Source organism: Streptomyces sp. NPDC001027 (assembly GCF_040299045.1).
Taxonomy (GTDB): Bacteria; Actinomycetota; Actinomycetes; order Streptomycetales; family Streptomycetaceae; genus Streptomyces.
In genome coordinates this window covers 1-8306 of the sequence record NZ_JBEPBI010000300.1, presented here as the reverse complement: position 1 = coordinate 8306, position 8306 = coordinate 1, and the positions used below count along the sequence as shown (strand labels likewise).

The window sequence follows — 8306 nt, the reverse complement described above, 5'->3', positions numbered from 1 at the left end:
GCACCCCTCGGACCCGGTGACACCACCCCCCAGGTCATCCGATCGACAGGGGGCAACAGTCATGCCGGGCCCGGAGGCCAGCGGCCCTGTTGCAGAACCGCGAAAAACATAACGGGGGGACGACCGGACCGGGCGGGGAGGACGGACGGGCCCGGTCGCGGGAGTGCGGCCGGGCCCCCGCCCTGCGAGGCCGGTCGATCAGCGGTGAGCGAACCAGGACATGGAGGACAGCGCCCTGTCGTCGTAGCCGAACAGGGCCTGGTTCTCCCAGCCGTTGCCGGAGGAGGCGTCGGCCGGGTCCCAGCCGTTGCCGGCGACGGCCGTCCAGGTGGACTCCCAGTAGAAGACGCCGAGTCCGCGGCCGTTCGGCACGGCCTCCACGATGCTCGCCACGTCGTTCATCCACCGGGTCTGCCCGGAGACGGTGGCCGGGTATCCGGACACCAGCTCGCTCTGCAGGTCGATGATGTTCTCGTGCGCGTCCTTGCTGTCCAGCCGGAACGGGTAGGCCGTCTCGGCGACGTAGACCGGCTTGGCGTAGCGGGCGGCCGCGTCGTCGAGGGTGGTCTGGAAGTCGGCGAGCGCGCCGTGCCAGTAGCCGTAGTACGACAGGCCGATGACGTCGAACTTCACTCCGTGGGAGACGGCGTTGTCGAACCACCAGCGGGTGCCCGCCAGGTCCCCGCCCTTGGCGAGGTGGAGCGCCACCGGGGTCCGGGAGTCGACCGCCTTGACCGCGGAGTAGCCGGAGTTGAGCAGTCCGGCCAGCTGTGACCAGTCGCCGGTGGAGCCCGCCGGCCACAGCATGCCGCCGTTGATCTCGTTGCCGACCTGCACCATGTCGGCGGCGGCGCCTTCCCCCTTGAGGGCGTCGAGCACGTCGTGGGTGTGCCGGTAGACGTCCGTCTTCAGCTGGCTGTAGGAGTGTCCGGCCCAGGCGGAGGGCACGGTCTGCGCGCCCGGGTCGGCCCAGGTGTCCGAGTAGTGGAAGTCCACCAGGAGCTTCATGCCGCGGGCCTTGACCCGCTTGGCCGCCGCCAGGACCCGGGCCTTGTCGTTGTAGCCGTCGGCCGGGTTCACCCAGACCTTCAGCCGGGCGTAGTTCTGCCCGGCGTTCCTGAGCACGGCGAGCGGGTCCTGTGCGGCGCCTGAGCTGCTGCGGTAGACGCCGCCGAGGGCTTCGCTCTTGACGAGCGACGACACGTCCGAGCCCTTGACGGTGAGGCCCGTGGAGCCCGGCGCGAACGTCAGGTCGTCGACGTTGATCCAGTTCCCGGCGCCGGCGTCCGAGGTGACGCTGACGGTGCACTGGTGGTTCGTCACCGCGACGGAGGCGACGATCCGGATCCATCCGCTGGAGGAGACCGGGATGTCGGTGCGCTGCTCGGGTCCGCCGCAGTTCTTCAACGCGATGTACGCGGCCTTCTGGCCGCCGCCGGAGCGCACCCAGGCGGTCAGCTTGTAGGCGCCGTTGGCGAGCCCGGACAGGTACTGGTACGTCTCGACCTTGTAGGCGGCCGAAGAGTAGTGCGAGAGGCGGTAGCCGCCGGCGTGCCCGCCGGACTCGGTGAAGGAGGCCGCGTTCTGCCCGGCCGCCGAGTACGTCGACCAGCCGGCCGGCGTCGCGGTGCCGGCGCCGTCCGTCTCGAAGCCGCCGTTGGCGAGCGTGGCGGCCGCCTGGGCGGTCTGGGCGGGCAGGGCGGTGAGGGCGAGGCCCGCGGTGAGCGGCAGCAGCAGGGCTCTGAGCGTGCGTCTGGGATGGAACATCGTCGTCCGTCGTCCCTTCGACGTGATGGGTGGGGGTTCCCTCGTGGCGTGAGGGACCCCCTCCGCCCGCGGCTCGCGGCTCCACGGGCGAAGGGGGAGTCGGTTCAGCCGTCGAGTCGCACGACCCGTACGGCTCCCGCGGGGACCGCGAGGCGGCCGGCCGCGCGTTCACCCGTCAGCAGTTCGGCGCCGGGAGTCTCCAGGGGCAACTTGACGTCGGCGGCGGTGTGGTTGATCACGAAGAGGTAGTCGCCCGTCTCTCCCGAGCGGCGGACCACCTCCACGTCCCGGGGCAGTTCGGCGCGCGGGGCGATCGCCGCGTCCTCGGCGGCGCGGCCGATCACCGCGTCGAGGCCGTCGGCGCCGAGGCGGGTGGAGACGTACCAGGCGGTCCCCGCGCCGAAACGGCGCCGGGTGACGGCGGGGCGGCCGACGGTGAGGCCGTCGGCGTACGTCCACACGGTCTCGGCGCCGCGCAGGGTGACGAACTCCGTCCACACGTCGCCTTCGAGTTCCGACCCGTCGGGGCCGGCGACGCGCACGCGCTCGCCCGGCAGCAGCGGCGAGAACTCCTCGACGGTCAGGCCGAGGACGTCGCGCAGCGGGCCGGGGTAGGCGCCCTCGTGCACGGCGTCGTGTTCGTCGACGATGCCCGAGAAGTACGACACGACGAGGGTGCCGCCGTTCTCGACGTACTCCGTGAGGTTGCGGCCGGCCGCCTCCGTCATCAGGTACAGCGCGGGCACGACGACCAGCGGGTAGCGGGACAGGTCGGCCTCTGGAGGGGCGAAGTCGACGGTGAGGTGGCGGTCGTGGAGGACCTCGTAGAAGGCGTCGGCGCGCTCGCGGGGGTCGGCGTCCTGACTGGGCCGCCAGTCGAGGTTCTGCGCCCACCAGGAGTGCCAGTCCCACAGGACGGCCGCGTCGGCGACGGTGCGGGTGCCGCGGATCGCCGCCAGGGAGTCGAGGGCCGCGCCGAGCTCGACGACCTCGCGCCACACCCGGGTGTCGGCGCCGCCGTGCGGGACCATCGCCGAGTGGAACTTCTCCGCGCCGCGCCGGGACTGCCGCCACTGGAAGAACATGGCGCCCTCGGAGCCGCGCGCCACGTGCGCCAGCGAGTTGCGGGCCATCTGGCCGGGGGCCTTGGCGGGGTTGCGCGGCTGCCAGTTGACGCCCGAGGTGGAGTGCTCCAGCAGGATCCAGGGGGCGCCGCCCGCGACGGACCGGGTGAGGTCGGCGGCCATCGCGAGGTTGACGTGGGTGCGTCGGCCGTCGGTGATCAGGTAGTGGTCGTTGGTGACGATGTCGACCTCGCGGCCCCAGGCCCAGTAGTCGACGGAGTCGCACTGGCTGAGGGCGGTCATGAAGTTGGTCGTGACCGGGACGCCGGGTGAGAGGCGGTGCAGGAGGTCCCGTTCCGCGCGGAAGTTCTCGCGCATCGTCGCGTCGGCGAACCGCTTGTAGTCGAGGGCCTGGCCCGGGTTGCCGACCGTCGGAGCGGCGCGCGGCGGGTTGACGTCCTCGAAGCTCGCGTACCGCTGGCCCCAGAAGGCGGTGCCCCAGGCCTCGTTCACGGCGTCGACGGCGCCGTAGGTCGTCGCCAGCCAGCGGCGGAAGTGGGCGGCGCAGGAGTCGCAGTAGCAGGCGGAGACGGGGACGCCGTACTCGTTGTGCACGTGCCACATCGCCAGCGCCGGGTGGTCGCCGTAGCGCTCGGCGAGGCGCGTGGTGATGTTCGCCGCGGCCGCACGGTAGTCCGCGTTGCTGTGGCAGATCGCGCCGCGGGAGCCGAACTCGTAACGCACGCCCTCGGCGGTCACCGGCAGTGCGTCGGGGTGGCGGCGATAGAACCAGACCGGCGGTGACACGGTCGGGGTGCCCAGGTCGACGCGGACGCCGTGCTCGTGCAGCAGGTCGACGACCCGGTCGAGCCAGCCGAAGTCGTACTCCCCCGGCGAGGGTTCGAGCAGGGCCCAGGAGAAGATCCCGACGCTGACCATGGTGACGCCGGCCTCCCGCATCAGCCGGACGTCGTCCAGCCAGACGGATTCCGGCCACTGCTCGGGGTTGTAGTCCCCACCGAAGGCGAGCCCGGTGAGGCCCTTGGGGGTGGTCTCCGGCATGGATCTCTCCCGTTTGGTCGATCATTTGGGAACGTTCACACACATCGTAGGCGGTGTGAGCTCAACATAACCGCACAGCAACAACCATTGACAAGCGTCCAGGATGTTTCTCTACTGTGAACGCTCACAGACGTCAAAACCCAGGTCAGGGAGAGATCCATGTCCATCACGAAGCGCGGACGCCTCGTCGCGGCTGCTGTCGCCGTCGCTCTGGGCGGCGCCGCCCTCGCCGCCTGCGGCTCGTCCGAAGAGGACGGCGGCGCCGAGTCCGGTCCGGTCTCGCTCACGTACTGGACGTGGACGCCCGGCATGGACAAGGTCGTCGACCTGTGGAACAAGGGCCAGGGTGAGAAGGACCGGATCACGGTCACGGTGAAGAAGCAGGCGTCCGGCGACACGCTGATCACCAAGATCCTCACCGCGCACAAGGCCGGCAAGGCCCCGGACCTGGTCCAGGCCGAGTACCAGGCGCTGCCGACCCTGGTCAGCAACGACGCGCTGGCGGACATAGGCAAGGACGTCGGCGACGCGAAGAGCAAGTTCGCGGACGGCGTCTGGCAGCAGACGACCCTGGGCACGGACGCCGTCTACGCGGTGCCGCAGGACATCGGGCCGATGATGTTCTACTACCGCGCCGACCTGTTCAAGAAGTACGGCCTGACCGTCCCCACGACCTGGGAGCAGTTCGCCGAGACCGCCCGCGCCCTGAAGAAGAAGGCCCCGGGCACGGACCTGACCACCTTCTCCGCCAACGACTCCGGCCTCTTCGCGGGCCTCGCCCAGCAGGCCGGCGCCAAGTGGTGGACCACCTCCGGCGACAAGTGGAAGGTCGGCATCGACGACGCGGCCACCAAGAAGGTCGCCGACTTCTGGGGCGGCCTCGTCAAGGAGGGCGCCGTCGACAACCAGCCCATGTACACCCCGGCCTGGAACAAGGCGCTCAACACCGGCAAGCAGATCGCCTGGGTCTCCGCCGTGTGGGCGCCGGGCACGCTGACCACCGCCGCGCCCGACACCAAGGGCAAGTGGGCGATGGCCCCGCTCCCCCAGTGGTCCGCCGGCGGGAAGGTCACCGGCAGCTGGGGCGGATCGTCCACGGCCGTGACGACGGACTCGAAGCACAAGGCGGCCGCCGCGAAGTTCGCCGCCTGGCTGAACACCGACGGCGACGCCCTCACCGCGCTGGCCAAGGAGGGGGGCATCTACCCGGCCTCCACGTCCGCCCAGCTCAGCGGTGCCTTCGCGACCCCGCCGGACTACTTCTCGAACCAGGCGGACTTCTACACCACCGCCGCCGAAATCGCGAAGACCACGGCGCCCTCGGCCTGGGGCCCGAACGTGAACGTGGCCTACACGAGCTTCAAGGACGCGTTCGGCGCCGCCGCCAAGAACAGGTCGGACTTCTCCGCCGCCCTCGCCGCCATGCAGTCGGACACGGTCGCCGACATGAAGAAGCAGGGCTTCGGGGTCTCCGAGTGACCACCGCACGCCGGACGTCGCACGGGGTCAAGGGCGCCCCGTACGCCTTCCTCGTCCCCGCCGCCGTCCTCTTCGCGCTCTTCTTCGCGCTGCCCATCGGCTACGCGGTCTGGCTCAGCCTCCACAAGGTGCGCGTCTCGGGCCTCGGCCTCGGCTCGGGCGCCCGCAAGGAGGTCTGGGCCGGCCTGGAGAACTACACCGACGCCCTCACCGACGGCGAACTGCTCGACGGCGCGCTGCGCGTCCTCGGGTACGGCTGCATCGTCGTCCCCGTCATGCTGGGCCTGGCCCTGCTGTTCGCGCTGATGCTCGACTCCGAGAAGGTCCGGCTGGCCTCCTTCACCCGGCTCGCGATCTTCCTGCCGTACGCCATCCCCGGCGTCGTGGCGGCGCTGCTGTGGGGCTTCCTCTACCTGCCGGACGTCAGCCCGTTCTCCTACGCGCTCGAGAAGCTGGGGCTGCCGCAGCCGGACCTGCTCGACGGCGGTCCGCTCTACCTCGCCCTGTCGAACATCGCCGTCTGGGGCGGCGCCGGCTTCAACATGATCGTCATCTACACCTCGTTGCGGGCCATCCCGGCCGAGGTGCACGAGGCGGCGAAGCTGGACGGCGCGACACCGCTGCAGACCGCGCTGCGGATCAAGATTCCGATGGTGGCGCCCTCGCTGGTGCTGACCTTCTTCTTCTCGATCATCGCCACACTCCAGGTGTTCAACGAGCCGACCACCCTCAAACCGCTCACCAACTCCGTGTCCACGACCTGGAGTCCGCTGATGAAGGTGTACCGGGACGCGTTCGGCACGGGTGACGTCTACCAGGCGGCCGCCGAGGCCGTGATCATCGCCCTGGCCACGCTGGTGCTGTCCTTCGGCTTCCTGCGGGCCGCGAACCGCCGAAACAGGCAGGAAGCGGCGTCATGAGCACACTCGCCGTCCACAAGACCCCCTCCACGGCCGGCGCGACCGGCGCGACGCACGGGCGTGCGCCGCTGCGCGGCCGGATCGCCCTGATCCCCACGGTCACCCTGCTGCTGGGCGCCGTCTACTGCCTTCTGCCGGTCGCCTGGGTGGTCATCGCGTCCACCAAGTCCGGCCGTGAGCTGTTCTCCACGTTCACCTTCCTGCCGGGCACCGGGTTCGCCGACAACCTCCAGGACCTCGACTCCTACCGCGACGGCGTGTACTGGACCTGGATGGGCAACTCCGCGCTGTACGCGGGGCTCGGCGCACTGCTGTCGACGTGCGTGTCGGCGTTCAGCGGCTACGCCCTCGCCGTCTACCGCTTCCGCGGCCGGGAGTCGATCTTCAACATCCTGCTCGCGGGCGTGCTGATGCCGCCGATCATCCTGGCCGTCCCGCAGTACCTGCTGCTGGCCCAGGCCGACCTCACGGACTCGTACTGGTCGGTGCTGCTCCCGCAGATCCTGTCGCCCTACGGCGTCTATCTGGCCCGTATCTACGCGGCGGCGGCCGTGCCCGCCGACGTGGTGGAGGCCGGGCGGATGGACGGGGCGAGCGAGTGGCGGATCTTCAGCCGGATCGCGCTGCCGATGATGGTCCCGGGGCTGGTGACGGTGTTCCTGTTCCAGTTCGTGGCGGTGTGGAACAACTTCCTGCTGCCGTACATCATGCTCAGCGACGACGAGAAGTTCCCGATCACCCTCGGCCTGTTCACGTTGCTGGAGCAGGGGGCCAACCAGCCCGCGCTGTACACGCTGGTGATCACCGGCGCCTTCCTGGCCGTGATCCCGCTGGTGGCGCTGTTCCTGGTGGTGCAACGCTTCTGGAGCCTGGATCTGCTGTCCGGAGCCGTAAAGTCGTGACCATGAACAAGGATGCGGGGGGCCGGCGCAGACCGCCGACCATCCACGACGTGGCACGCGAGGCGGGGGTCTCCCGGGGCACCGTCTCGCGGGTCCTCAACGGCGGCCACTATGTCAGCCCGGCCGCGGCGGAGGCGGTCAACGCCGCCATCCGCAGGACCGGTTACGTCGTGAACCGGCACGCCCGCTCGCTGATCACCGGCCGGTCGGACTCCGTGGGCTTCCTGCTCACGGAGCCGCAGGAGCGGTTCTTCGAGGATCCCAACTTCAACGTCCTGCTGCGCGGCTGCACCCAGGCGCTGGCCGCGCACGACGTGCCGCTCCTGCTGATGCTGGCCGGCACGGAGGACGAACGCCGGCGCATCACGCGGTACATCACCGCCGGGCACGTGGACGGGGTGCTGCTGGTCTCCAGCCGCTCCGGGGACCCGGTCGCCACCGAGCTGCGCGAGGCGGGGGTGCCGCTGGTCGCCTGCGGCAAGCCGATCGGGATCGGCTCCAAGGTGAGCTATGTGGCCGCCGACGACCGCGACGGCGCCCGGGACATGGTGCGGCATCTGCTGGCGCAGGGCCGGCGGCGGGTCGGCGTGGTCACCGGCCCGCTGGACACCCCGGGCGGTGTGGAGCGGCTCGCCGGGTACCGGGAGGTGCTCGCCGAGGCGGGCGTCGCGTACGACGAACGACTCGTCGTGTCCGGCGACTACAGCAGGGCCAGCGGCGAGGCCGGCGCGGAGCTGCTGCTGGCCCAGGCGCCCGAGCTGGACGCGGTGTTCGTCGCGTCCGACCTGATGGCGCAGGGCGTGCTGACGGCGCTGCACCGGGCGGGGCGGCGGGTGCCGCAGGACGTGGCGGTGGGCGGCTTCGACGACTCACCGGCGGCGACCGCGGCCAGCCCCTCCCTCACCACCATCCGCCAGCCCTGGGACCGGATCAGCAGTGAGATGGTCCGGGTGCTCCTCGCCCAGATCGGCGGCGAGGACCCGGCGGCGGTGATCCTGCCGACGGAACTGGTCCGGCGGGAGTCCGCCTGACGTCGGGATCCGTCCGCCGCCCGGCCTCGCCCGGACGGCGGAGACGGCCGGTGTCTCGTCACCGGCGTCCGTGGCCGATGT

At 70.9% G+C, this 8306-nt stretch carries 6 protein-coding genes; 4 read left to right on the top strand and 2 right to left on the bottom strand.

All coding sequences use genetic code 11. The annotated features are described in order from the left end of the window. Positions 1-198: 198 nt before the first annotated feature. A complete protein-coding gene (locus tag ABT300_RS38660) occupies positions 199-1767 on the bottom strand; it encodes a glycoside hydrolase family 53 protein (RefSeq protein ID WP_351686267.1) in 1569 nt (522 codons plus the stop codon). 104 nt (positions 1768-1871) lie between these two features. Next, positions 1872-3893 carry a beta-galactosidase gene (locus ABT300_RS38655; RefSeq protein WP_351686264.1) on the bottom strand — a complete coding sequence of 674 codons (2022 nt, stop codon included), beginning with the start codon at positions 3891-3893 and terminating at the stop codon, positions 1872-1874. A 159-nt stretch (positions 3894-4052) separates the two neighbouring features. On the opposite strand from ABT300_RS38655, the gene ABT300_RS38650 reads away from it, so the two are divergent. The 4 genes from ABT300_RS38650 to ABT300_RS38635 are packed head-to-tail and all read left to right on the top strand — an operon-like array spanning position 4053 to position 8225. After that, positions 4053-5372, top strand: coding sequence for an extracellular solute-binding protein (locus tag ABT300_RS38650; protein ID WP_351686261.1), 1320 nt, complete (start codon positions 4053-4055; stop codon positions 5370-5372). Continuing rightward, positions 5369-6292, top strand: a complete 924-nt coding sequence (locus ABT300_RS38645; protein ID WP_351686258.1) for a carbohydrate ABC transporter permease — start codon at positions 5369-5371, stop codon at positions 6290-6292. The genes ABT300_RS38650 and ABT300_RS38645 overlap by 4 nt, the downstream gene beginning before the upstream one ends. Then, positions 6289-7194, top strand: coding sequence for a carbohydrate ABC transporter permease (locus ABT300_RS38640; protein WP_351686256.1), 906 nt, complete (start codon positions 6289-6291; stop codon positions 7192-7194). The genes ABT300_RS38645 and ABT300_RS38640 overlap by 4 nt, the downstream gene beginning before the upstream one ends. Positions 7195-7196: 2 nt before the next feature. Next, positions 7197-8225 (top strand): LacI family DNA-binding transcriptional regulator, encoded by a 1029-nt coding sequence (locus tag ABT300_RS38635; RefSeq protein WP_452992316.1) that lies wholly within the window; start codon positions 7197-7199, stop codon positions 8223-8225. The last annotated feature ends 81 nt before the right edge of the window (positions 8226-8306 follow it).

What these genes read in the sequence shown, in the direction of transcription:
- ABT300_RS38655 (WP_351686264.1), bottom strand. Translation starts at nt 3,893, where the DNA reads ATGCCGGAGACCACCCCCAAGGGCCTCACCGGGCTCGCCTTCGGTGGG.
- ABT300_RS38660 (WP_351686267.1), bottom strand. Translation starts at nt 1,767, where the DNA reads ATGTTCCATCCCAGACGCACGCTCAGAGCCCTGCTGCTGCCGCTCACC.
- ABT300_RS38635 (WP_452992316.1), top strand. Translation starts at nt 7,197, where the DNA reads ATGAACAAGGATGCGGGGGGCCGGCGCAGACCGCCGACCATCCACGAC.
- ABT300_RS38640 (WP_351686256.1), top strand. Translation starts at nt 6,289, where the DNA reads ATGAGCACACTCGCCGTCCACAAGACCCCCTCCACGGCCGGCGCGACC.
- ABT300_RS38650 (WP_351686261.1), top strand. Translation starts at nt 4,053, where the DNA reads ATGTCCATCACGAAGCGCGGACGCCTCGTCGCGGCTGCTGTCGCCGTC.